Annotated in this window: 18 protein-coding genes; 6 read left to right on the top strand and 12 right to left on the bottom strand. The window is 69.6% G+C overall.

The window, feature by feature from the left end; genetic code table 11:
• Window positions 1-76 precede the first annotated feature (76 nt).
• The 3 genes from pta (at window position 77) to pyk (ending at window position 4919) form a co-directional block, all read left to right on the top strand.
• Window positions 77-2179: a phosphate acetyltransferase gene (gene pta / locus ACZ4UU_RS26465; RefSeq protein WP_471905832.1), complete on the top strand. Its 2103-nt coding sequence runs from the start codon at window positions 77-79 to the stop codon at window positions 2177-2179.
• A complete protein-coding gene (locus ACZ4UU_RS26460; protein ID WP_471905831.1) occupies window positions 2176-3390 on the top strand; it encodes an acetate kinase in 1215 nt (404 codons plus the stop codon). The genes pta and ACZ4UU_RS26460 overlap by 4 nt, the downstream gene beginning before the upstream one ends.
• Before the next feature lie 98 nt (window positions 3391-3488).
• Window positions 3489-4919 (top strand): pyruvate kinase, encoded by a 1431-nt coding sequence (gene pyk, locus ACZ4UU_RS26455; RefSeq protein ID WP_471905830.1) that lies wholly within the window; start codon window positions 3489-3491, stop codon window positions 4917-4919.
• A gap of 100 nt (window positions 4920-5019) precedes the next feature.
• Here the strand turns inward: pyk and ACZ4UU_RS26450 are convergent, their stop codons facing one another.
• From ACZ4UU_RS26450 to ACZ4UU_RS26420, 7 genes are all read right to left on the bottom strand, one after another.
• On the bottom strand, window positions 5020-5409 hold the full coding sequence (locus ACZ4UU_RS26450; protein ID WP_471905829.1) for a hypothetical protein: 390 nt from the start codon (window positions 5407-5409) through the stop codon (window positions 5020-5022).
• A 44-nt stretch (window positions 5410-5453) separates the two neighbouring features.
• The gene (locus tag ACZ4UU_RS26445; RefSeq protein ID WP_471905828.1) at window positions 5454-6737 is read right to left on the bottom strand and encodes a hypothetical protein; all 1284 of its coding nucleotides are present in this window, start codon (window positions 6735-6737) and stop codon (window positions 5454-5456) included.
• Window positions 6738-6811: 74 nt separating this feature from the next.
• Window positions 6812-11542, bottom strand: coding sequence for a ricin-type beta-trefoil lectin domain protein (locus ACZ4UU_RS26440; protein ID WP_471905864.1), 4731 nt, complete (start codon window positions 11540-11542; stop codon window positions 6812-6814).
• Between the two features lie 605 nt (window positions 11543-12147).
• Window positions 12148-13515 carry a hypothetical protein gene (locus tag ACZ4UU_RS26435; protein WP_471905827.1) on the bottom strand — a complete coding sequence of 456 codons (1368 nt, stop codon included), beginning with the start codon at window positions 13513-13515 and terminating at the stop codon, window positions 12148-12150.
• Window positions 13505-14077 carry a DUF6114 domain-containing protein gene (locus ACZ4UU_RS26430; RefSeq protein ID WP_471905826.1) on the bottom strand — a complete coding sequence of 191 codons (573 nt, stop codon included), beginning with the start codon at window positions 14075-14077 and terminating at the stop codon, window positions 13505-13507. The genes ACZ4UU_RS26435 and ACZ4UU_RS26430 overlap by 11 nt, the downstream gene beginning before the upstream one ends.
• Before the next feature lie 139 nt (window positions 14078-14216).
• On the bottom strand, window positions 14217-14855 hold the full coding sequence (locus ACZ4UU_RS26425) for a DUF6230 family protein (protein ID WP_471905825.1): 639 nt from the start codon (window positions 14853-14855) through the stop codon (window positions 14217-14219).
• Window positions 14856-15518: 663 nt separating this feature from the next.
• Window positions 15519-16496, bottom strand: coding sequence for a tetratricopeptide repeat protein (locus ACZ4UU_RS26420; RefSeq protein ID WP_471905824.1), 978 nt, complete (start codon window positions 16494-16496; stop codon window positions 15519-15521).
• Window positions 16497-16741: 245 nt separating this feature from the next.
• Here ACZ4UU_RS26420 and ACZ4UU_RS26415 point away from each other — a divergent pair, with 245 nt between their 5' ends.
• A complete protein-coding gene (locus ACZ4UU_RS26415) occupies window positions 16742-17377 on the top strand; it encodes a TetR/AcrR family transcriptional regulator (RefSeq protein WP_471905823.1) in 636 nt (211 codons plus the stop codon).
• Window positions 17378-17405: 28 nt separating this feature from the next.
• Here ACZ4UU_RS26415 and ACZ4UU_RS26410 read toward each other — a convergent pair whose 3' ends face one another.
• From ACZ4UU_RS26410 to ACZ4UU_RS26390, 5 genes are all read right to left on the bottom strand, one after another.
• The gene (locus ACZ4UU_RS26410; RefSeq protein WP_471905822.1) at window positions 17406-19106 is read right to left on the bottom strand and encodes an acyl-CoA mutase large subunit family protein; all 1701 of its coding nucleotides are present in this window, start codon (window positions 19104-19106) and stop codon (window positions 17406-17408) included.
• Between the two features lie 74 nt (window positions 19107-19180).
• On the bottom strand, window positions 19181-19513 hold the full coding sequence (locus ACZ4UU_RS26405) for a DUF3817 domain-containing protein (protein WP_471905821.1): 333 nt from the start codon (window positions 19511-19513) through the stop codon (window positions 19181-19183).
• A gap of 48 nt (window positions 19514-19561) precedes the next feature.
• Window positions 19562-20071, bottom strand: a complete 510-nt coding sequence (locus ACZ4UU_RS26400; RefSeq protein WP_471905820.1) for a MarR family winged helix-turn-helix transcriptional regulator — start codon at window positions 20069-20071, stop codon at window positions 19562-19564.
• 63 nt (window positions 20072-20134) lie between these two features.
• The gene (locus tag ACZ4UU_RS26395) at window positions 20135-20449 is read right to left on the bottom strand and encodes an antibiotic biosynthesis monooxygenase family protein (RefSeq protein ID WP_471905819.1); all 315 of its coding nucleotides are present in this window, start codon (window positions 20447-20449) and stop codon (window positions 20135-20137) included.
• Window positions 20450-20469: 20 nt separating this feature from the next.
• A complete protein-coding gene (locus tag ACZ4UU_RS26390) occupies window positions 20470-21738 on the bottom strand; it encodes a cytochrome P450 family protein (protein ID WP_471905818.1) in 1269 nt (422 codons plus the stop codon).
• A gap of 144 nt (window positions 21739-21882) precedes the next feature.
• Here ACZ4UU_RS26390 and ACZ4UU_RS26385 point away from each other — a divergent pair, with 144 nt between their 5' ends.
• Both ACZ4UU_RS26385 and ACZ4UU_RS26380 read left to right on the top strand, forming a co-directional pair.
• A complete protein-coding gene (locus ACZ4UU_RS26385; protein ID WP_471905817.1) occupies window positions 21883-23514 on the top strand; it encodes an FAD-dependent oxidoreductase in 1632 nt (543 codons plus the stop codon).
• Window positions 23515-23547: 33 nt separating this feature from the next.
• The gene (locus tag ACZ4UU_RS26380; RefSeq protein ID WP_471905816.1) at window positions 23548-24516 is read left to right on the top strand and encodes an amidohydrolase family protein; all 969 of its coding nucleotides are present in this window, start codon (window positions 23548-23550) and stop codon (window positions 24514-24516) included.
• Window positions 24517-24528 lie beyond the last annotated feature (12 nt).

Genomic DNA, 24528 nt, shown 5'->3' with positions numbered 1-24528 from the left:
ACGCCCACGGGGACACCCGAGACGACGACCGACGATCGACGAGAACGACGGACGACAGACGAAACGGAGAGCACGCGTGACGCGCAGCGTGTACGTGACCGGCATCGACCGCGGCGACGGCCGCCAGGTCGTCGAACTGGGAGTCATGGAGCTCCTGACCCGGCAGGTCGACCGGGTGGGGGTGTTCCGGCCGCTCGTCCACCACGTCCCCGACCGCCTGTTCGAGCTGCTGCGCTCCCGTTACCGCCTCTCCCAGGACCCGGCGACGGTCTACGGCATGGACTACCACGAGGCGTCCGCCCTCCAGGCCGAGCGCGGGACGGACGAGCTGGTGTCCACGCTGGTCGACCGGTTCCACGCGGTCGCCCGCGACTACGAGTTCGTGCTCGTCCTCGGCACCGACTTCGCCGACACCCAGCTCCCGGACGAGCTGTCCCTCAACGCCCGGCTCGCCAACGAGTTCGGCGCGAGCGTCATACCCGTCGTCGGCGGGCGCGGGCAGGCCGCCGAGTCGGTGCTGGCCGAGACGCGCAACGCGTACCGGGCGTACGAGAACCTGGGCTGTGACGTGCTCGCCATGGTCACCAACCGGGTCGTCCGGGACGACCGGGACGAGATCGCCGAGCGGCTGCGGTCGCGGCTGCCCGTGCCCTGCTACGTCGTCCCGGACGAGCCCGCGCTGGCCGCGCCGACCGTCTCGCAGATCGCCCACTCCCTGGACGCGAAGGTCCTGCTCGGCGACGACTCGGGGCTCGCGCGCGACGCCCTGGGCTTTGTCTTCGGCGGCGCGATGCTGCCGAACTTCCTGACCGCCCTGACCCCGGGCTGCCTGGTGGTCACCCCGGGCGACCGGGCCGATCTGGTCGTCGGCTCGCTGGCCGCGCACAGCGCCGGCACCCCGCCGATCGCCGGTGTGCTGCTCACCCTGGACGAGCGCCCCGGCGACGAGATCCTCACCCTCGCGGCCCGTCTCGCCCCGGGCACCCCGGTGCTCTCGGTGCCGGGCTACAGCTTCCCCACCGCCGAGCAGCTCTTCTCGCTGGAGGGGAAGTTGAGCGCGGTCACCCCGCGCAAGGCGGAGACCGCGCTCGGTCTGTTCGAACGGTACGTCGACACCGGTGAGCTGCTGATTCGGCTCTCGGCGCCGAGCAGCGACCGGGTCACGCCGATGATGTTCGAGCACAAGCTGCTGGAGCAGGCCCGCTCGAACATGCGCCGCATCGTGCTGCCCGAGGGCACCGAGCCGCGCGTCCTGCACGCCGCCGAGGTGCTGCTGCGCCGCAACGTCTGCGACCTCACGCTCCTGGGCCCGGTCGACCGGATCCGCAAGCAGGCCGCCGACCTCGGGATCGACCTGGGCGACTGCCAGTTGATCGACCCGGCCACCAGCGAGCTGCGCGACACGTTCGCGGAGAAGTACGCGCAGCTGCGCGCCCACAAGGGGGTCACGGTGGAGCTGGCGTACGACGTCGTCTCCGACGTGAACTACTTCGGCACGCTGATGGTGCAGGAGGGCCTCGCGGACGGCATGGTCTCGGGGTCCGTGCACTCCACGGCCGCGACGATCCGCCCGGCCTTCGAGATCATCAAGACCAAGCCGGACGCCGACATCGTCTCGTCCGTCTTCTTCATGTGCCTCGCCGACAAGGTGCTGGTCTACGGCGACTGCGCGGTGAACCCCGACCCGAACGCCGTGCAGCTGGCCGACATCGCCATCCAGTCGGCGGCCACCGCCGAGCAGTTCGGCGTGGAGGCGAGGATCGCGATGCTGTCGTACTCGACGGGTACGTCGGGTTCGGGCGCCGACGTCGACAAGGTGCGCGAGGCGACCGAGCTGGTGCGTGAGCGGCGACCCGACCTGAAGACCGAGGGGCCGATCCAGTACGACGCGGCCGTGGAGCCGTCGGTCGCGGCGACCAAGCTGCCGGAGTCCGACGTCGCCGGTCAGGCCAGCGTGCTGATCTTTCCGGACCTCAACACCGGCAACAACACCTACAAGGCCGTGCAGCGCTCGGCCGGCGCCATCGCCGTCGGCCCGGTGCTCCAGGGCCTGCGCAAGCCGGTCAACGACCTGTCCCGGGGCGCCCTCGTCCAGGACATCGTCAACACCGTCGCGATCACCGCGATCCAGGCCCAGTCCCCCGCCCCGTCCCTCCACGAGAAGGCCGCCGCCCAGTGAGTCCGTCCCGCGTCCTCGTCCTCAACTCCGGCTCCTCGTCGGTGAAGTACCAGCTGCTCGACATGGCGGGCAGCAGCCGGCTGGCCATGGGTCTCGTCGAGCGCATCGGCGAGGAGACCTCCCGGCTGAAGCACACCCCGCTGGCGGCCGGCGGCGAGAGCCGCGAGTGGACCGCGCCCATCGCCGACCACGAGGCCGCCCTGAAGGCCGTGTCGGCGGAGCTCGCCAAGGACGGGCTCGGCCTCGACTCGCCCGAGCTGGCCGCGATCGGCCACCGGGTGGTGCACGGCGGCAAGCGGTTCACCGAGCCGACCGTCATCGACGACGCCGTGCTCGCCGAGATCGAGCGGCTGATCCCGGTGGCCCCGCTGCACAACCCGGCCAACCTCACCGGCATCCGCACCGCCCGGGCCCTGCGCCCGGACCTGCCCCAGGTCGCCGTCTTCGACACCGCGTTCCACACGACGATGCCGGAGTCGGCCGCCCGTTACGCCATCGACGTCGAGACCGCCGACGCCCACCGGATCCGCCGGTACGGCTTCCACGGCACCTCGCACGCGTACGTCTCCCGCGCCACCGCCGAGCTGCTGGGCAGGGCGCCCGAGGACGTGAACGTCATCGTGCTGCACCTCGGCAACGGGGCGTCCGCGTCCGCCGTGCGGGGCGGTCGTTGCGTGGACACCTCCATGGGGCTGACGCCTTTGGAGGGGCTCGTGATGGGTACGCGCTCCGGTGACACGGATCCCGCCGTCATCTTCCATTTGGCGCGTGTTGGCGGAATGTCCATCGCGGAAATCGACACTCTTCTCAACAAGAAGAGCGGATTGATCGGCCTGTGCGGCGACAACGACATGCGGGAGATCCGCCGGCGGATCGACGAGGGTGACGAGCGGGCCCAATTGGCCTTCGACATCTACATTCACCGGCTGAAGAAGTACATCGGCGCCTATTACGCGGTGCTCGGCCGGGTGGACGCCATCGCGTTCACGGCCGGGGTCGGCGAGAACGCGGCGCCGGTCCGGGAGGCCGCCGTGGCGGGCCTGGAGCAGCTGGGTCTCGCGGTGGACCCGGAGCTGAACGCCGTACGCGGTGACGGGCCGCGGCTGATCTCGCCGTCGGACTCGCGGGTGGCGGTGGCGGTGGTGCCGACGGATGAAGAACTGGAGATCGCGAGGCAGACCTACGCGTTGGTAGGGGAGAACAACCGTTGAAGCAACGGCCGAGTAACACGGCTGAGCAATACGAAGCTCATTTGTATCTTCCGCCAGACGGAATATTCCGCGGCGAAACAAACCGATAGGATCGTCCCATGCGCCGTTCGAAAATCGTCTGTACTCTCGGCCCCGCGGTCGACTCCCATGAGCAGCTTGTCTCGCTGATCGAGGCGGGCATGAATGTGGCCCGCTTCAACTTCAGCCACGGAACGCACGAAGACCACCAGGGGCGGTACGAGCGCCTGCGCGCCGCCGCCGCGGAGACCGGCCGGGCCATCGGTGTGCTCGCCGACCTCCAGGGCCCCAAGATCCGTCTGGAGACCTTCGCCGAGGGCCCGGTGGAGCTGGAGCGTGGTGACGAGTTCATCATCACCACCGAGGACGTCCCGGGTGACAAGCAGATCTGCGGGACCACCTACAAGGGCCTGCCGGGCGATGTCGCCAAGGGCGACCAGGTCCTCATCAACGACGGCAACGTCGAGCTGAAGGTCACCGAGGTCGAAGGCCCCCGGGTGAAGACGATCGTCATCGAGGGCGGTGTCGTCTCCGACCACAAGGGCATCAACCTGCCCGGCGCTGCGGTGAACGTGCCGGCGCTGAGCGAGAAGGACGTCGAGGACCTCCGCTTCGCGCTGCGCATGGGCTGCGACCTGGTCGCCCTGTCCTTCGTGCGGGACGCCAACGACGTGCAGGACGTGCACAAGGTCATGGACGAGGTCGGCCGCCGCGTCCCGGTCATCGCCAAGGTGGAGAAGCCGCAGGCGGTGGCGAACATGGAGGACGTCGTGATGGCGTTCGACGGTGTCATGGTCGCCCGTGGTGACCTGGCCGTCGAGTACCCGCTCGAGAAGGTCCCGATGGTGCAGAAGCGGCTCATCGAGCTGTGCCGCCGCAACGCCAAGCCGGTGATCGTGGCGACCCAGATGATGGAGTCGATGATCACCAACTCCCGTCCGACCCGCGCCGAGGCCTCCGACGTGGCCAACGCGATCCTGGACGGCGCGGACGCGGTCATGCTGTCGGCGGAGTCCTCGGTCGGCGCGTACCCGATCGAGACCGTCCGCACGATGTCGAAGATCGTCACCGCGGCCGAGCAGGAGCTGCTGAGCAAGGGCCTGCAGCCCCTGGTCCCCGGCAAGAAGCCCCGCACGCAGGGCGGTTCGGTCGCCCGCGCGGCCTGCGAGATCGCCGACTTCCTCGGCGGCAAGGGCCTGGTCGCCTTCACCCAGTCCGGCGACACCGCCCGCCGCCTGAGCCGCTATCGCGCCGCCCAGCAGATCATCGCGTTCACCACGGACGAGTCCACCCGCAACCAGATGACCCTCAGCTGGGGCGTCGAGCCGCACGTGGTGCCGTTCGTGAACAGCACCGACGAGATGGTCGACCTGGTGGATCAGGAGATCGTCAAGATGGGCCTGTTCAACGAGGGCGACATCGTGGTCATCACGGCCGGGTCGCCGCCTGGGGTGCCGGGGACGACGAACATGGTGCGGGTGCACCATCTGGGGGGCGGGGCACGGGACTGACCGCGTCAGCCGCACGGCACGGCTCCTGTACGACACTGAGGGCGCTCCCTGTGGCAGGGGGCGCCCTCAGTGGTGTCTGCTCAGTGGCTGACGCCTGGTGTCACGCCTCGGACGCCGCCTGGACGACAGCAGACGCCAGGGCGTCGAAGTTCTCCCGGTAGAAGCCCAGGCGGATGTTGAACGGCTCCTCCGCGAAGAGGCCACCGCGCTCAAGGAACATGGTGGGCGCGGCGGTCAGCGCGCTGTGCGCCATGTGGAGTTCCGCCAGGGTGAGGCGGAAGTCGCGTGACTCCGTGTGCGGTCGGCCCAGGCGTTCCAGGAGTGCGTCGGCCGCCTCCCGGCCCGCGCCGACCAGGAGGGTCAACTCCGTGTCACCGTAGTCCTGCTCGCGCAGAAGGCTCAACGCCTCGTACATCGCCGTTGCCTGGCGGGGCGCGAGCCGGGCGATGAACGCGTCGCCGTCGCGGGTGACTTTCAGCTGGGTTCTCACACGTCTCTCCTGCGATTCGGCCTTCGGGTGTCGGGGTGGTCGACTCAGTCGTGTTCGACGAGTTCCTCCACCGCTTCGGTGATCTGGCTCCCGTTGTAACCGCAGCGTTCGCCCAGCAGACGGTACCGGGCGTACACGGTTTCCTTGACGGGGATCTCGAACGCCTCGACGATGCGCAGAAGGAACCGGAAACCGAGGTCGGAGTCGATCCCGGTCACGATGCGCTCCAGCATCGCGGCCGTGCCGTCGATCCCGGTCGCACGGTTCAGCGGCTGAACGAGATCCTGGACCTCCCTCGTGACCAGGTCCGTCAGGTCGGTGCGGGGAGGCGACACGAAGGGCGTGTAAGCCGGGTCAGCGGCGGTCAGCCGCTCCGTGCACACGTCGGCGATCTCCCGCAGCCACGTTCTTCCGTCCGCGTCGAACGCGTCCGCGGCTCGCTGACGTCGTGCGGCGGTGCGCCACAGGGCCGTGACGGCGTCGTCGGACAGAGCGGAGTCCAGCAGCCGCGTCACGTCCTCCAGCAGTACGGCCGCCTGCGCCCCCGGGGGCAGACCGCTGTCCGCGTGCGCGAGCCGCGCGATGTGTTCCCGAGGGGTGCCCATGCCCTCGTAACGCCAACTGTCCCACTCCCCGTCGAACATCCGGGACAGCCCCGGCAGCCCGAACCCGAACTCGAAGTCCCGTCGGCCCGGGTCGAGTGGCGGCCACCGCACGTCCAGTCCTTCGAAGACCACGGTGAGGGGGTAGGAGAGCCGCTCGGCGATGGCCAGCAGCCGGTGGTACCGGTCCTCGTCCACCGGCAGAGCACAGGCTTTGAGAGCGCGCAGGAACAGGCGGAAGCCAAGGTCGGCGTCAGCCTCGGCGACGACCTTTCCGAGGGCGGGCACGATGTCCCGTTCGGGGACGGCGCGCGTCAGCGCGGAGGCAGCCGACCGGATCTCGGCCAGCACGGACTCACTCAACTCCTCCTCCGGCACGACCGGCCCCGCCTCCGTCCGCCGTGGCGCGTGCGCCGGGCACACCTCGGCGATCTGGTGCAACCAGGCACGCATGTCCATGCCGTGGTCGGCGGGATCGAAGCGCTCTCCTACGGCGGTGAGCCACGCCGTGCGAATCGCCTCGCCCTGCAGGGGCGACTCCAGCAGAAGCCGTACGTCACTGCCGAGCTGATGATCCTCGTCGTCGCAGGCCGCCTGCGTGGCGAGGGCCGCCACCGCCCGGGCATCGAGGGGCGGGCCGGTCCGCGAGCTCAGCCTCCCGGCCAGCCCGGTGAGGCCGAAGTCCCCCTCGTGGTCGACGTGGTACACCTCTCGGCGCCTGGTCAAATGAGCCTCCTGAGGCATGGGCCAAGGCACGGGCCCCCGAGTGAGGGGCGCCCGTGCCTCCTGGTGGGTGGGCGTTATGGCTTCGGCAGCGGGAACGACGTGTAGACGACGAACTTGGTCGGCTTGTGGCCCTTCACGTAGCGCAGCATGATCCGGACCTCGTTGCCGGCCGCTTCACCTGCTCGCGCACCGCCCCTCGTGAACACGGTTCCGAGCGACCCCTCGCTCCGGACCTGCCACACGATCGGCAGACAGTCCCTGCCGCAGTCGAAGACATATCCCGGCTTCGCCTGCTTCTGGCCCTCCTTGCCTTTCCACTTCGTCAGTTTCTCTGCGTTGCCGGGCACCATCTGCCACTCGTCGAGCGCCTTGGCGACGGCACGCTCCGCGGTGGCCTGGTCCTTCCAGATTCCCACGGTGCCGATGCTCTGTGCCCTGTCCCACGCACCTGCGCGGGCGGCGGCGGAGACGTGCTCACCGATCGTGTGCGCCCCGGCGATGCCCTCGTCGGCCCCCAGCCTCGTGCAGTTGTGGACCAGGACATCGTCGGCGTGATCGCCCTGCGGGCGGACGAAGAAGGTGTGCAGTCCGTCGACGGTGAGGTCGTACACCTCCTGTGACACCAGGGCCGCCCGGTCCCGTAGGGCAGTCACCGTGCGGACCGACCCTTCGGGGGTGACCAGCCGGTCACCCGTGCGCAGGTCGGAGACAACGGTCCAGCCGCGTCCGTCCACGTACATCCGGTGCCCGGCCGTGCTGGTCAGGACACCGCCGCTCACGGTGATGTCCACCAGGTGCCCGGTGGTGTGGCGGAAGGTGTCCGTGACCTGCTGCGGGCGTACGCCATCCGTGTCCGGGTCGGCGGCCAGGACCAGGTCACCGGTACGCACGTCACGGATCGGCCGGTGTGTCCCGTCGGCCATCAGCACGGGGGTGTCGCCCGGGAAGCTGTTGGTCCGGCAGGCCGTCGCGATGGCCTGGTACGTGGTGACGGTCTCTTCGATCTGAGCCATGGCGCGGGCGTCGAGGTTCAGAGCGCGCAGCGCCTTGAAGGCGTCGGCGACCCCGACCCCCGTGTGCAGCGCGGCGTTGAGGGCGTGGATCCCGTCCGCGATGGCCTGGAGGGTCTTGCCGCCGACGAACCAGGTCGCCGCCCAACCGCAGGCGGCCCAGCTGCCGTTCTCCCCACCGGGTGCGATCTTCTTGGCGCACTCGATGAAGTCGCCGAGAAGGATCTTGACCGGATCGATGCCCTCGTTGAACTCGGTCATCGAGATGGTGTGCGTGACCTCCTGCTTCAGTCCCTTCAGGGTCTGCGGGCCGAGGTAGAGCGTGGCCGAGGTCGGGCACCCGAACTGGGTGGCGGGCATGTCCTCTGCCGTGCAGAGGTAGAGGTCGACGTACGCGTCGAAGTGAATGATCGCCGTGATCACGCAGTCACCGAAGTGGACGATGACGTTGCAGTTCTCCTTCTTGAGGACCTCCGGTTCGCCGACAGGTTCCATGCGTTCGACGACGTAGAACACGTTGCCGACGCCGGTGGTGGCGCCGGAAGCGATCTGGTCGTTATTGCCCTTGGTCTCCGTGCGCTCGGCGGCCTCCTGGGCCTCCTTGGCGTACTTGTCGGCATCCTTGGCCGCCTCTTCCGCCTCGGTCGCGGCGGCGTCGGCGCGGTCGGCGGCGGCGCGGGCGTCCTTGGCGTCCTGTTCGGCCTGCGAGGCGGCGGCGCGGGCGGCGGACGCGTCGAGGGCTGCCTGGTCGGCGGAGTCGCGGGCGTCCTTGGCGTGGCCCTCGGCTCGGCCAGCGGCCTTGTCGGCGGCCGCGGCGTCCGCGGTGGCCTGGCGGTCGTACTCGATGGTGCGGGCCAGTGACGCGGCGGCCTTGGAGGCGGCCTGCGCGGCGTCGGCGGCGTAGCCGAGGGCCTCCTTGGCGTAACCGCGAGCGTCCGAGGCGTGCTTGGCGGCGTTCGCCGCGTGCTGGAGGGCGGCCTTCGCGTCACCCTGCGCCTGGTCGGCTATCGCCTTGGAAGAGGCGGCCTCCTGCTGCGCGTTCTTGGCGTGCGCGTCGGCGACGGCCTGCTGCTGCTCCGCGATGGTCTTGGACCCCTGCCCGCCGAGCACCACCAGACCGGCGGCCGAGTCGATGTCGACGTAAGGGGAGCCGAGCTGGATGGCGTCGTTGGCCGGCTTGGCGACCTGGGCGGCGGCCTTCCCGGCGTCCACCGCGGCCTGCCCGGTGACGTAGGCGAAGCCTGCGGCCTTCGCCGCGGCGACCACGGCCTTGCCGGCCTCCTTGCGGGCCTCGTCCGCGTGGGACTTGGCGGTCTTGGCCTTCGCCTCCGCCTCGTCGGCCAGCTTGACCGCCGCCTTCGCCTCGGAGGCCGCGTGCTGCGAGGCCTTGATGGCGTCGGCCGCGGCGCTGGTCGCGGTCTTCACCGCGGCGTCGGCCTTCAGCTTCGCCGCCTGCGCGGCGTCGGCGTGGGCACGGGACCGCTTGGCGGCCGCCTCGGCCCGCGTGGCCGCCGCGTCCGCCTCTTCGGCCGCCTTGGTGGCGGCGTTGGCCGCCGACCGTGCCCGGCCTGCGGCCGCTTCGGCGTCATCGGCATGCTTGTCCGCGTCATTGGCCGCGGCACGGGCGGCGTCCGCCGCTTCGCCCGCGTCCAGGGACTCGGCGTACGCCGCCTTGGCGTCCGCCTTGGCACGCAGAGCGTCGGCCTTCTGCTCGGCCTCCCAGGCGTCGTCACGCTTGGCCTTGGCGTTGTCGCGGGCCTTGACTGCGTCGTTCTTCCGCGCGATCGCCGTGGCCTCGGAGGCCTCGGCCTTGTCCTTGGCGTCCTTGGCCTTCGTCGCCTCGGTCTCGGCGTTCTTCCTGTGCTGGGCGGCCTCGGCCTGCTTGGCGGCGGCCTTCTCCTTCTCCGCCTTGGCCGTCTTCTCCTCGGCCTCGGCCGCCAGGCGCTTGGCGTGGGCGGTGGCGGCGGCCGCCTTGGCGTCGCCCTCCGCCTTCAGGGCCTCGGCGAGCTTGGCCTCCGCGGTCTCCTTGTCCTTCTTGGCGTTGTCGCGGTGCACCTTGGCGGCGTCGGCGGCGGCCTTGGCCTGCAACTCGGCCGTCTCCGCGGCCTTCTTGCGGAACTCGGCCTTCGCCTGCGCGGCCTGAGCCAGCGCGCGCTGAGCGATGGTCTGGCTGTCGCCGGCGGAGGCTCGGGTCGCTGCCTCGGCGGTCTCACCCGCCTTCACCATCGCCTCCAGCGCGGCCACCGCGCCCTTGGTGACCTGTGCCTTCTGCTGCCCCACCAGCAGACCGCGTCCCCGCGGAGCGCCCTGGTCGTCAGCAAGGGTGTAGGCGGCCTGCTCGGCGCTGTCGGAGGCGGTGGCCGCCTGCTTCGCCGTGGCCAGTTGCGCCTTCAGGGCCGCCAGCTGCTTGACCGCCCCCGCCCGCGTCGCCGTGATACCCGACTTCGCCTTGTCGAACTGGGCCTTCGGCGGGACGGTGCCGGTATGGCCGGACGGCTTGACGGTGAACTTCTGCGGGGTGGCACCTGAGCAGGTCCACAGCCGGGAGTCCTGGCTCTTGTCGTACGTCTTCAGATCCAGGCACTTGCCCGTGCCCACGTTCTTCAGCGCCGTGGCGGCACGGACGTTGTACTCCCAGGTCTGCGCCGGGGAGCTGTTGCAGGTCCAGAGCTGGATCTTCGTGCCGTCCGCCGAGTTGTTCCCGGAGACGTCGACGCACTTGAGTGCCTTGACGTTGCGCAGGTGAAGGCCCTCGTCGTCGCCCTCGACGGTCCACTGCTGGGCGGCGGAGCCGTTGCAGGTGTAGATCTGCACCGCGGTGCCGTTGGCCGTGCCCCCGCCCGCGGCGTCCAGGCACATGCCCTTCTTGCCGGTCACCTCGATGGTGGTCGGCGCGTTCCCGATGGTGCCGACGCCACCGGCGGACCAGTAGTCCTGCCAGCGGGTGAGGTGGTCGGCGCTCCAGGAGTGGCCGACCAGGTCACCGAGGGCCTTGGCCCCGGCGGCGAGGGCCTTGGTGGCGTCCTTGTTTGCGGTAAGGATCTGGTTGCGCTGGGTGGCCTGGGAGGCGATCTCCTGCTGCCACTCGGCCGCCGCGGTGGCGGTGACATCGCTCAGGGCGTTGCCCGGGTCGAGCGGGTCACGCCAGGCGCAGGTGGCGAAGCGGGACTTCAGGTCCTCGACCGCTATGCGGTATTCCGGGGAGCCCTGCTGCGGAGCGGTACGGGGGAAGCCTCCGGAGGCCAGGAAGATGCGGGCGTCGTCGGCACCGGCGGATGCTGATTCCCCGGTCAGCCACTGGAAGGCGGCACGCTCGGCGAGGGCCCGGTTCCATTGGTCGCTCGGCAGGCCCGGGTCCGGATCAGTGCCGTAAAGGGGGACGCCGAGGTCGCTCACGGCTTTGCGCGTCGCGGCGTCGGCGGCAGGGGTGGAGTCCTTGTAGAAGGCCTCCTCGTCATGCCAGAAGCGGTCGGAAGTCCATTGGGACAAGCCGGTCTGGCTGTAGAAGCCGGGTTTGCCGTCGGTGCCGTCGGGCGGCCAGTGGAACTCGGTCTGGGTGAAACCGGCTGGGTTGGTCAGGCCGTCGAGGGGCTTCTTCCAGCCGTCGCGCAGGGCGTTGAGAGCGTCGAGCGCCTTGCCGGCGGTGTCACGGTCGTTCTTGTACGCCGTAGCCAGCGGGGTGCTCTCCCAGCGCTCGCGGTCGGCGAGGGTGCGCAGCTTGTCCGCGGGCTGGTTGAGGCCGTCCTGGGCGGTGACGGCCATGGCGGGGCCACCCAGGCGCAGGACGTCGGCCATCAGGCACTGGTCCTGCCTCAGCTGCTCTGCGGACGTGTCCTCGAACCAGGGGTACGAGTCGCCGACAGGGGTGGCGTCGAGTGGGGTGGGCCGGGTGAGCAGGTCCGGGCTCACGGCGAGCCCGGTGAGGAGTGCGGCGGCCAGGGGGAGCGGAAGGAGTCGGGCCAGCCGGGCCCGCTTCGTCCTCGGCGCCGGTCTGGGCAGCCCTCGGGGTCTGGAACGCAAGGGGGCATCCCTTCCTGCGTGCGGAGGGAGACCAGGGGGTCGGCGTTCGTTGATGGGGCCCGCAAGAGGCAGCGAGGGGCCACACGGGCACGGCGAACGCGCCCCCACCCCGTTTCCCCGTTTGGGCGACGCAGTTCCCCCGGTCGCAGATGGTCATACGCAAACACGGATTGGTCACATCCGAAACATGCGCATCGCAACAATAGTCAAAATCCGTCGACTTGGGGCAGAAATTGCGAAGGAAAGATGAAGGCTGCCACTTGGCTTCCCATGAGCCAGGCACAGCTGTGGCCCGGTCCTCACGTGAGGAGGACCGGGCCACAGCCTGTTGCGCGGCTCCCGAACGGGCCTGTGAGGGCGTCCGGTTGGAGGCGCCCGGTTCAGTCGGTGACGAAGTTGTGCAGGCCGGGAACGTGCAGGGTGCCGCCGAACTGGCCGGCCTGGGTGACCTTCACCTTGGTGAAGTAGATCAGCGGGATGTTCAGCGGCGGCGGGTGCTCCGGGTCGAAGGTGACCGGGATCAGGCCGAGCAGGTTCCCGGAGATGCTCTCGGTGTACATCACCGTCTTGCCGTCACGGATCGTGGACGTCGAGCCCGCGGCCGCCTGCACGTGGTAGGTCTTGCCGGACTGCTTGTCCTTCACCGTCTGGTGCAGGTCGCCGATGTCGGTGCCGTCGGAGATGACGTACTTGAGCACCTTCTTCTTGGTGCCGTTGGCCGTCTTGACCTCGACGATGCCCTGGTAGTCGGCGCCCTTGAGCAGCAGCGAGCTGGCGTTCAGGTACCACGGGTCGTCGGGCAGCGGCACGGGGTTGTCGACGCCGCCCTCCTCGTCCGTGGCGACCGGGCAGTTCTCCGGGTCCGCGCCGGAGCTCGCGGAGGGGCTCGGCGTGGCGGTGGCCTCGTCGGCCGCCTCCTTGGCCGTCTCGGTGGTGTCCTGCACCGTGTCGGACGCCTTGCCGGTGGCCTCCTCGACGGTGTCCTTCACCGTGTCGGTGGCCTTCCCGGCGGTGTCCTTGACCGGGTCGGAGTCCTTGGAGGCATCCGTACCGGAGTCGGAGGAGCCGTCGGACGCCTCCTCGCTCGCGCTCGCGGAGGGCGTCGGCGTCGGGCTCGCGGACTCCTCGGACGTGTTCCCGCCCGTGAAGATGCCCTCGATGGCGTCGCCGATGTCCTCCAGCAGGTTGCCGCCGCTCTCGGACGGCGAGGGGGACGGCGTGGCCGTGTCGCCGGACTGGGCCTCGCTCGACTTGCTCGGGGAAGGCGTCGGCGCGGGCTCGGCCGCGTCGTCGGAACCTGAATCCGACGAGGAGGAGTCGCCCGCGGAGTCCGAAGCACCGCCGGCGCCCGAGGAGTCCGAAGAACCCGAGGAGTCGGAGGAGCCCTCGCCCGCGGACGCCGACGGGGTCGGCTCGGCCGTGTTGTCGTTGTCCGTGGACTCACTGGCGCTCGGGGACGGGGACGCGGAGGCGTCGTCCTCCAGAGCCGCCACGCACTCCTTGTACTCGTCCGCCGTGAGGCTGTTGGACGTCGGCTTGGTGGCGTTGTCGCTGTCGGCCTGGGCGAGTGTCGGTGTGAACCCCATTCCCATGAGGACCGCGGTGGGCATCGCCGCCAGGGCTATCGCCTTGCCGGCGGGCATGTGGAACCTGGTGAACAGCGGCTTTTTGGGTGCCGCGTGTCGCGGCCCGGTTCTCACACGGGACTTGTCCACCTCAGTCCCGTGGGTCACCTCGTCAGCCGGCACTGTGCCTCCCGTTCGCCCCGTTCGCCGGGCTCGTTCCTGACAGATCGTTCGACTCGCCCACCACGGGCTTCAGGAGCGTGGTGTCGGGGTCGGCGGCACCCGCGGCGGGTGCGTCACCCCCACCCGTGTCCGGCTGCGCCGGCTGCGCGTCGGCGTCCTCACCGGGCACCCAGGACACGGCCATCGCTCCGCCGACGAGGGCGAAGAGGAAGCCGATGAGGAAGCCGCCGAGGTTGGACACGGGGATGGACACCAAGGCCAGCAGGATCGCCGCGACGCCCGCGAAGGTGCGGACGTGCCTCTGGAACCAGAGGCTGACACCCAGGACGACGAGCAGTACGCCGATGATCAGGGACCCGGCGCCGGCCGTCGTGGACATCGCCAGCGTCAGATGACCGATCTGAAGGTGCGCGTACGGGAAGTAGGCGATGGGGAGTCCGCCCAGAATGACGAACAGACCGGCCCAGAACGGCCTCGTGCCCCGCCAGGCGCGGAACTTCCGCTTGACGACCCGGATGTAGTGCTCATCGTGGCCGGGTACGGCAGGAGTCTCGGCGCTCATGGAAAACAGCTCCCTGGTGCGGCGTTGCTGTGGTGGTGATGCGAGGGTGAGTTGTTCTTCGTACGACCGCTTGTGAAGGAAGCGGGCGGAGAGTGCACGGGCGGGGGTGCCACCGGCTCCCCCGCCCGTCAAAGAGTGCTCAGTAGCACTCCGCGCCGTCCGTCGACAGCGACATCTTCAGACCGCTGAGCTTGAAGGTTCCGGCGGTGGTCGCCCACGCCGTCTGCTTCACGTCCTTCAGCGTGGCCTTGTCGGCCTGCTGAGCGAACCCGTACGGGTTGGCCTGCTCGCCGCCGCCCTTCATGCCCGGACCCTTGTTGGCGTCCTTGGCAGCCACACCGATGTCGATGTTCTCGAACGTGGCGTCGGCTTGGAGATCAGCGACGTCGATGTAGAGGTTCTTGGCCTCGACCGGCTTGTTCGGATCGTCGCCCGCCCGCAGGACCAGGCTGACATCCCCGATCAGCGGGATGTCGGGGGTGACGACCGACTGGCACAGCTTGTTGATGGTCGCGGACTTGAAGGCCGAGACCGCGACGGGGTGAACCGTCTTCTTGCCGGAGAGCGTGTATCCCTCGTCAAGGGCGCCGTACTGCGAGAAGCCCGTACCGACGAGCTGCTTGGTCGTGACCTTGAACGACTGACCGGAGACACTGAACGACGCGGCGAGAGCGCCCTGCGCGAGGGCGACACCTATCGCAGCCGTGGCGGCGACGCTGGGCACCATGACCACAGCGAACCGCTTCCATCTGGTCCCGCCACGCACCTGGGACTCCATATTTCCTCCTTCTCGGACGTACATCTCCTGGCCTCGGCTGAACTTCCGAAATCGACGGCTCGGCCGGGCAGGGATGGGAGAAGTGCTACGTCCTCGGGAAGGAGAGCGCCTGCGATCGATGGCGCGAACCGCGCCCGAACAACCGGCGATCACCCCCGAGCGACAACCACTGGTCGCGCCTGACACGCATCACGCACAACCTTGCTGGACAGGCTTCGCCGGGTGGGCGAAGACCCCCCTGTCCAAGAGCCGGCGCCACTGCCGCCGACTCTGCTCGGTGGGGACCCAGGAACTCCCGTGACCCGACCGGCTGTCGGGGTACGGAAATGGACCGAGCGTGGCCGATCGTGGTGCATTCTCGCCGCCCGCACAAGGGGCTTCGTTACTCGGTAGTAACGGCGGGATAACCGAACAACGACCCGCCGGTCTCGGACAGCGACTCAGGGTGGCGCCCAGCGACCGGACAAGTCCATTAATCACCGGACAGAATCCGACAGAACGACGCCGCTGACTTACCCGCAGTAACTGCGGCCGCGATTACCAAGATTTGGTAAAGCGCGGCCGCAGTGATGCTCTGTCAGCAAAACCCTTCACTCGGGCAACACGCGCCGATGCGTTTAGTGACTGGTCAGAACGGGGCCGACGCCCCGCCCCAGGGCCCGGTCAGAACAGCGCACGCGCCAGGGCTCGGCGCGCCGCCGCGACCCGCGGGTCCTCGCCGCCCACGACCTCGAACAGCTCCAGCAGCCGAAGCCGTACGGCATCCCGGTCGTCACCCACCGTGCGCGCCACCGTGTCGATGAGCCGCCCGAAGGCGTCCTCGACATGTCCGCCCACCAGATCCAGGTCGGCGGCGGCGATCTGCGCCTGCACGTCGGCGGGCTTGTCGGCGGCGTCCTTGCGCACCTGCTGCGGGTCGACGCCCTGCACTCGCTGGAGCAACTCGGCCTGGGCGAGCCCGAGCTTGGCCTCCATGTTGGCCGGGTCCTCGCTCAGTACGTTCCGGTACGCCTGCACCGCCCCGCCCAAGTCCCCCGCGTCCAGGGCCTGTACGGCGGCCTCCAGCAACGCGTCGTACGGGCCGACCGGTTCGGCGGGGGCGGACTCGGCGGCACCGCCCGGCTCGGCGTCGGGGTCGACGGTGAGGCCGGTCAGACCGAAGCGCTGCTCGGCTACGGTGACGAGCTGGTCCAGCGTCTCGCGGATCTGCGCTTCGCCGGCCGCCCCCTGGAAGAGCGGCAGCGCCTGCCCGGCGACGACGGCGAACACGGCGGGAATGCCCTGCACGCCGAACTGCTGCATCAGCATCTGGTTGGCGTCGACGTCGATCTTCGCGAGGAGGAAGCGGCCGTTGTACTCGACGGCCAGCCGCTCCAGTACCGGGCTCAGCTGCTTGCAGGGCTGGCACCACTCGGCCCAGAAGTCGATGACGACGGGCACCTCGGCGGACCGCTGGAGGACGTCCCGCTCGAACCCCGCCTCATCGACGTCGATGACGAGGTCGGCGGGCGACACGGCCCCTCCCCCGCCCTGCCGGGCGGCCTCGGCACGCGCCTGCTCCGCCTTCGCCTTGGCCTCCTGGGCCGCCTTCACCGCGGCGAGGTCGACGACTCCGCTCATGGACATGTTCCGTGGCTGCATGCGTCTATCCTCCCCCGTCCCGCGCGCACTGTGAAAAGCGGTGTGAAAAGCGGTATGAAAAGCGGTGTACGGGCCGGGCCCGCCCGGCCATGATGTCGACGCCGGGTCCCCACCCACGTCAGTGGTCGTCGCTTTCGCTACGAGTCGTAGCGTAATGGCATCGAGTGCCTCCGGAACACCACCCACCGGTGATCTCCCTCACGACCACACAGAATCCCCCGATATCCCGGGGCTATGGTCGGAGCATGCAGAGCCGCACCCCCGCCACCCGCCCCGGCCGCCCTCGCAGCGCGGCCGCGGCCACGGCGATCCTGGCGGCGACGCGGGAGGCTCTGGTCGATCTGGGCTGGTCGAAGCTCACCCTGGGAGACGTGGCGGCGCGCGCGGGGGTTGCGAAAACGACCATTTATCGACGCTGGCCCGGCAAGAACGAGCTGGTGGTCGACGCGGTCGCGGAACTCTTCGACGAACTGGAGCTCCCCGACCGGGGCTCCCTGGCCGCCGACATCGAGGGCGTGGTCCTCCAGTTCGCGGCCATCCTGGACCGCCCCGAGGCCAGGAGCGGCCTGATGGCGGTGGTGGCGGAGTCGACCCGGGACGAGGCGCTCAGGGAACGCATCCGCGGTTCGATCGTCGAACGCCAGAAGCGGCTCGTCCTCCAGGGCCGGACCCGCGCCCAGACACGCGGCGAACTGCCCCCGGAGTCCGGCCCCGAGGACGCCGCCCGGACCGTCGACCTCATCTTCGACGTCGTCGCCGGGGCGGTCGTCCACCGCACCCTGGTGAGCGGCTGCCCCGCGGACGAGGAGTGGGTGCGCGGCTTCACCCAGGTACTGCTGCTGGGCCTGCGGGGAGCGGCCGCGCTCCCGGTCGATCCCTGAGCCGGTCCTTGAGCGGCAGCAGGGCGTCTCAGAAGCCCGGCGGCTCCGTGTACACCCCCCACTCGTCCCGCAGGACCCCGCAGATCTCACCCAGGGTCGCCTCGGCCCGTACCGCGTCCAGCATCGGCTCGATCATGTTGGCGCCACTGCGGGCGGCCGTCAGCATGGCGTCGAGGGCCGTCCGGACCGCCGACTCGTCCCGGGCCGTCCGCCGCGCGGCCAGCACCCGTACCTGCTCGCGCTCCACCTCGTGGCTCACCCGCAGGATCTCCAGGTCGCCGGTGACCGAACCGGTGTGGGCGTTGACGCCGACGACCCTCTTGTCACCCTTCTCCAGCGCCCGCTGGTACTGGAACGCCGACTCGGCGATCTCCCCGGTGAACCAGCCGTCCTCGATCCCGCGCAGGATGCCGGAGGTGATCGGACCGATCGGGTGCCGCCCGTCCGGGTGGGCCCTCAGGCCCCGCTCCTTTATCTGCTCGAAGATCTTCTCGGCGTCGGCCTCGATCCGGTCCGTCAGCTGCTCGACGTACCAGGCACCACCCAGCGGGTCGGCCACGTTGGCGACGCCGGTCTCCTCCATGAGCACCTGCTGGGTGCGCAGCGCGATCTCGGCGGCCTGCTCGGAGGGCAGGGCGAGGGTCTCGTCCAGGGCGTTGGTGTGCAGCGAGTTCGTCCCGCCGAGCACGGCCGCCAGCGCTTCCACGGCCGTACGGACGACGTTGTTGTACGGCTGCTGCGCGGTCAGCGAGACACCGGCGGTCTGGGTGTGGAAGCGCAGCCACTGGGCCTTGTCGGTCTGCGCCCCGTACACGTCCCGCATCCATCGCGCCCAGATCCGCCGGGCGGCGCGGAACTTGGCGATCTCCTCGAAGAAATCGACGTGCGCGTCGAAGAAGAAGGACAGGCCGGGCGCGAAGACGTCGACGTCCAGGCCTCGGGAGAGGCCCAGCTCGACGTAGCCGAAGCCGTCGGCGAGGGTGTACGCCAGCTCCTGCGCGGCCGTCGCGCCGGCCTCGCGGATGTGGTAGCCGGAGACGGACAGCGGCTTGTAGGCGGGGATGCCGGCCGCGCAGTACTCCATGAGGTCGCCGATGAGGCGCAGGTGCGGCTCGGGCTGGAAGAGCCACTCCTTCTGGGCGATGTACTCCTTGAAGATGTCGGTCTGCAGGGTGCCGTTGAGGACGCCCGGGTCCACGCCCTGGCGCTCCGCCGCCACCAGGTACATGCAGAAGACGGGGACGGCCGGGCCGCTGATCGTCATCGACGTCGTCACGTCGCCGAGCGGGATGTCCTTGAACAGGACCTCCATGTCGGCGGCCGAGTCGATGGCGACCCCGCAGTGCCCGACCTCGCCCAGCGAGCGCGGGTCGTCGGAGTCGCGGCCCATGAGCGTCGGCATGTCGAAGGCGACCGAGAGTCCGCCGCCGCCGTTGCGGAGGATCATCTTGTAGCGCTCGTTGGTCTGCTCGGCGTTCCCGAACCCGGCGAACTGCCGGATGGTCCACGTCCGCCCTCGGTAGCCGGTCGGATACAGGCCGCGGGTGTACGGGTACTCCCCGGGCCAGCCGATCCGCTCGAAGCCCTCGTACCTGTCTCCCGGCCGGGGCCCGTACACCGGCTCCACGGGGTCCCCGGAGAGCGTCGTGAAGTCCGCGTTGCGCTTGCGTGCGGCGTCGTACCGGGCCTGCCAGCGGCGGCGGCCCTCCTCGATGGCGTCAGCGTCCATACCTTCGAATTTACTAGGACGTCCAAGTAAATGTCGATGGGAGAACCGCCGTACGCGTCGGTACGGCGGTCGCGTCAGGCGTTGGCGACGGCCGGGGCCGGCCCGTTGACCAGGGGTTCGACCTGGGCGGTGACCTTGCGCTCGACGAAGAAGGCGGCGAAGGGAATCGTCCCGGAGAGCAGCACCCACAGCAGCCTGCCGAACGACCACTTGGCCTTGGAGCCGAGGTCGAAGGCGAAGACCAGGTAGATGATGTAGAGGAAGCCGTGTACCTGGGAGACGGCGAAGGTGACGTCCTCGCCCTTGTCGAAGCCGTACTTGAACACCATGCAGGTGCACAGCACGAGCAGCATGACGGCGGTGACGTAAGCCATCACCCGGTAGCGGGTCAGGACGCTCTTCTTCATGCGTACGAGCGTAACCACCCGTTCCGGGAGATCTTGTCCGGGGCCCGCTCAGCTCTCGTCGAAGTCGTGTGCCGCCACCCTCAGCGGCCGCAGAATCGCGAAGATCTCCGCGCACTCCTCGGCGTCGTACACGCCGAGGCCGAAGTCCATGGCCATCAGGTCGCGGGTGGCGGCCTCGACGACCTCGCGGCCCTTGTCGGTGATGGAGGCGAGCGTGCCGCGCCCGTCGTTGGGGTTGGGCCGCTTGTCGACCAAACCCGACTTGACCAGCCGGTCGACGGTGTTCGTCACGGACGTGGGATGCACCATGAGCCGCTCGCCGATCTTGGACATCGGCAGCTCGCCGGCCTTGGAGAAGTTGAGCAGCACCAGCGCCTCGTAGCGCGCGAACGTCAGCCCGTACGGCTTGACCACCGAGTCCACCTCGGCGAGCAGGATCTGCTGGGCGCGCATGATCGAGGTGATGGCGGCCATGGACGGCACATTGCCCCAGCGCTGCTTCCAGAGTTCGTCGGCGCGCGCGATGGGATCGAAGGGAAGACTGAGCGGCTTCGGCACGCGACCGACCTTACCGGCCGGTCACATGCCGGTCAGCCCTGTCTCGCCTTTCGGTCGGCCGCTCTACTCGGCCACCAGGTCGGCCAGGTCCCTGATCCGGAAGACGGACGTCGACCGGTCGTCGTGCAGACAGGCGTTCATCGGCTGGACCAGGGCCTGGTGATCGGGGTCGGTCCGCCACCGCTGCACGGCCTGAAGGCTCTCCCACTCGCTGGTGAGCAGCCAGCGGGCGGGATCGTCCAGGGAGCGGCAGAGCTGCTCGCCGAGGTGTCCGGGGAAGCGCTCGGCGCGTTTCAGCACGGACCGGTAGGAGTCCACGAAGTCGGTCTCGCGGCCCTCCCGCACGTGGAGCAGGCGCAGGACGCGCACGCGTTCCATGGGTTGCACGGTGCCGCCCGTCAGGACGGGTCGAGGACGACGGGCAGTTCCGCCAGCCCGCGGAAGGCGGGGAACGGCACGGTCATCCAGCGCGCCTCTTCCGGTGCCACCGCCAGGGTCATGCGCGGGAACCTGGCGAAGAGCGAGGTGAGGGCGAGCTGCATCTCCAGCCGGGCGAGCGGTGCGCCGATGCAGTAGTGCGGACCGTAGCCGAAGGCGAGATGTGTCGCCTGGACGTTCGGGCGCTGGACGTCCAGCTCCCCGGGCGCGGCGAACATCTCCGGGTCGCGGTTGGCGCCGGTGATCGAGATCTGGACGAGCGCACCCTTGGGGATGAGCACGTCCCGGATCACGATGTCCTCCTTCGCGTGCCGGAAGGTCGAGTTCTCCACGGAGGTCTCGAACCGGAAGATCTCCTCGATGGCCGCGTTCAGGGAGTTCGCGTCCCGCAGCGCCAGCGCCTTCTGGTCCGGCCGGCTGAGCAGGTGGTAGACGGCGTTGCCGATCTGGTACGCCGTCGACTTGTGGCCGGCGAAGAGCAGCACCCACGCCGTCGAGACGAGTTCGTGGTCGGTGAGCGCGCCTTCCCGGTCCTGGGCCGTGACGAGTGCGCTGAGCAGACCGCCGTCGGGTTCCTGCCGCTTGCGTGCGCACAGATCGACGAGATAGTCACGCAGGTTTCCCTCGGCGATTTCCAGCTTCTTTCGCGCCTCCGGTCCGAAACCGGTCTGCGCGACGGTGGCTGACCATTCCTGGGCCTGCTTGCGTTCGTTCTCCGGGACGCCCAGGAGTTCACAGATGACATGGAGCGGCAGCGGGAAACAGAACTCCGGGAGCAGGTTCACCGCCCCCGACTTCGGGCACTGCTCCAGGAGTTCGTCGGTGATCTGCTGGACGCGCGTCCGCAGCGATTCCACCCTTTTCGGAGTGAAGGTGCTGCCGACGATTCTTCTGAGCCTGGTGTGCTTCGGCGGGTCGGAGAAGAGCATGTTGTCGTCGAGCGCGATCGACGAGTCGCCGAAGATACGGTGGTAGGCGTCGATGGCGCCGTACATGTCCTTGCTCAGCCGCGGGTCGGCGAGGGCGGCCCGGGCGTCGTCATAACGCGTGATGAGGTACGTCTCGACACCGTGCGGCGGGGACAGCGGGCAGACCGGCGCCTGCTCCCGAAGGGCCGCGTACACGGGATGCGGGTTGGCCCGGAACTCCCGGGTGCAGTTCGAGGCCGCTGCCGCGGCCTCCTCGGCTGACGGTGCCTCGGATTCCTCGGATGCGAATGCTTGCGTCATGACTGTTCCCCGGGTCGGCGTGAATTTCCGTGGTCGGAGCCACAGTTTCCCGGGTGCCACGGCGTCGCAAACGGTGCTGGTCCATATGGGTCGGCTCGCCGGAACACGTGTGTGTGACAGTCGTACTTGGTAAACATCGTCGACGTGAGCGGACACGAAGCGGAATCTGTACCAGTTCTCATCGTGGGCGGATCCCTGGTGGGTCTTTCCACTTCGGTTTTCCTGGGGCGCCTCGGAATCGAGCACATGCTCGTGGAGCGGCACGCCGCGACCTCCACACACCCACGCGGCCGCGGCAACAACGTGCGCACCATGGAGATCTACCGGACCGCCGGCCTGGAATCACGTATCCGGGAGGCGGCCCGCGTTCTCTCCGGGAACGACGGCATCCTCCAGGTGGACAGACTCACCGGGACGCAGCGCCGCTGGATCGTCGGGGACATCTCCGGAGGCATGGACATCTCCCGGGTGAGCTCCTCCGACTGGTGTCTGTGCAGCCAGAACGACCTCGAACCGGTGCTGCTGGAGTACGCCCGCGAGCAGGGTGCCGACCTCCGCTTCAGCTCGGAGCTGCTCTCCTTCGCCGAGCACGCGGACGGGGTCCGGGCGCAGATCAGACGCCGGGACACCGACGAGACGTACACCGTGGACGCCGAGTACCTGGTGGCCGCCGACGGTCCGCGCAGCCCCATCCGCAATCACCTGGGGATCGGCCAGTCGGGGCCGGGCGAGCTGTTCCACAACGTCAGCGTGACGTTCCGCAGCAGAACCCTTCAGGACCACGTCGGAGACCGGCGGTTCGTCGTCTGCTACGTCACCGACCCCGACGGGGAGGGCGCCCTGCTGCCGGTGGACAACAAGGAGCGCTGGGTGATCCACGTGCCCTGGTATCCCGACCGGGGTGAGGAGTTGGACGACTTCACCGACGAGCGGCTCACGGCACACATCCGCGCGGCCGTCGGCGTGCCGGACATCGACGTCGAGATCACCGGCAAGGCGCCCTGGCACGCCTCGAAGCGGGTCGCCGACAGCTACGGCGCCGGCCGGGTCTTCCTGGCCGGGGACTCGGCCCACGAGATGCCGCCCACCGGGGCGTTCGGCTCCAACACCGGCATCCAGGACGCCCACAACCTGGCCTGGAAGCTCGCCGCGGTGCTGCGTGGCTGGGCCTGCCCGTCGTTGCTCGAAAGCTACGAGCTCGAACGGCGGCCCGTCGCCCTCGCGACCGGCACGCGCGCGTGCGTCCAGGCCGCCGACGAACAGCACCCGGGCTTCAGCCCCGCCGCCGGACGCAACAACGACCCGGCGGACCTGATGACCGTCGCCCTGTGCTACCGGTACGCGTCCAACGCCGTGGTGGGCGCCCACTCGGAGCAGCCGATCGTGCCCGACGGCTTCCAGCTGGGCGGTGAGCCGGGCAGCCGTGCGCCCCATATGTGGGTCATGCGCGACGACACGAGGATCTCCACGCTCGATCTGTACGAGCGCTCCTTCGTGCTGCTCGCCGGGTCCGGCGGGCAGAAGTGGCGGACCGCGGTGGAGCGGGCCTCGCTGAACCTGGGCGTGCCCATCGAGGCGTACCTGGTGGGTACCGGACCGGATCACGACCTCGCGCCCGAAACGGACACCGACTGGGCGGAGTTGCACGGCACGGCCGAGGACGGTGCCGTGCTGGTGCGCCCGGACGGCTTCGTCGCCTGGCGGGCGGACGCCGCGATGCCGGACGCCGACCGCGTCCTGACGAACGTGATGCAGAGCGTGCTCTGCCGTGACTGAACCGCTTCCCCACAGAACGACTAGGACGCTCCCATGACCCTTGCCGGACGCATCGACGTCCATCACCACTTCACCGCCCCGGCCTGGCTGGACTGGGCCGAGGAACGCGGTGTCGTCAACCGCGAGAAGCTGCCCTGGTGGACCCGCTGGGACCTGACCGCGGCGCTGGAGCTCATGGACAAGACCGGCATCGGCACCTCGGTCATGACGGTCGCGATGCTGGGCCGGCTCCAGGAGCGCGCCGAGCGTCAGGAGAGCGCGCGGATCGCCCTGCGGGCGGCGGCCGACGTCGTGGAAGCCAACCCCGCGCGGTTCGCGTTCTTCACGCCCGTCTTCCTCGACGACCTGGAGCTGTCGTCGTGGAGCGTCCGGTACGGCCTCGACGAGCTGGGTGCCATCGGGGTGAGCACGCGCACGAGCATGGGCGGCGCCTTCCTCGGTGACCCGTCGCACGACCGGCTGCTGCAGGAGCTGAACGAGCGGTCCGCGGTCATCAGCACGCACCCCATGGACGTACCGGCCGGGGGGAAGGACGGCGCCGCGGGCCTGCCGGGGATGCCGCCCTTCGTGTGCGACTTCCTGCTGGACACCACCCGCGCGGCCATCAACCTCATCCGCAACGGCACCCTGGACCGCTATCCGAACCTCAGCTTCATCCTCCCGCACGGCGGGGGCTTCCTGCCCTACATGGCCACCCGGCTCGACCTCTTCGGCGGGCGCATCGACCCGCCGATCGAGCGCGGCCGGGTCCGGGACCACCTGCACCGGTTCTACTTCGACACGGCGGGCCCCATGTCCCCGTCGGCCACCCCCACCCTGCTGGCGACGGTGGACCCCGACCGCATCCTCTTCGGCACCGACTGGCCGCCCACGCCCGGCCATGTCCTCATCGACAGCGTGACACCGGCCCTGGACAACGACCGCTTCCTCTCGGAGGCCCAGCTCCGGGGCATCAACCGGGAGAACGCGCTGCGGTTGATGCCGGGGCTCGCGGGCCGGTAGCCGGGACGCACG

Source organism: Streptomyces sp. NPDC028907 (assembly GCF_055564995.1).
This window is presented reverse-complemented; position numbering and strand designations above follow the sequence as displayed.